Annotated in this window: 1 pseudogene; it reads left to right on the top strand. The window is 40.2% G+C overall.

Annotated elements, in window-relative coordinates:
- Positions 1–109: 109 nt before the first annotated feature.
- Positions 110–617: pseudogene (locus ACS8FC_RS18875) on the top strand (NAD-glutamate dehydrogenase); the annotation flags it as partial.

The raw sequence follows: 617 nt of genomic DNA, 5'->3' as shown, positions 1-617 counted from the left end.
ATATTGCCATTGCATCACAAGTTATAAAGCCTCATATGCAATGACGGTAATTAATACAGATTGATAAACATAAATAGATAAACCAAACCTATAAAAAGGACGAAGGACAATGCCAAACTCCCTCAGTATCGCAAAAGAGCGCATTAGCCAGATAAGCGATATTGCTACCAGTTATGTACAAAAAGACAAATCGCTATTTGATCATTTTATCCATAGCTACTATGAGCCGCTGCATCAAGAAACTGCAGAGGCGATTAGTAATGCTGACTTGGCGGGCATGGCGCTACATCACTTTACATTGCTCAAAGCCTACGATTGCAGCAAACCACAACTGGCAGTATTGAATCCCTTAGCAGAAGAGCAGCACTTTCATAGCTCACACACGGTCATTCAGATCGTGGCATATGATAGACCATTTTTAGTCGATACGATCTTGATGAGCCTTGAAGCTGAAGGTATCGATGTGCATCGTACTTACAATATCATCGTGAGTGTTAAACGCGATGAAGATGGCCAGATTACTTATGTTGAAGGCGCACATGAAAGTGCCACTTCTCATATGTCGTTGATTCATTGTGAAATTGCTTATCAAGATAATGAAAACTTGGAAGCATTAC

This window comes from Psychrobacter sp. 1Y4 (assembly GCF_051847555.1).
This window is presented reverse-complemented; position numbering and strand designations above follow the sequence as displayed.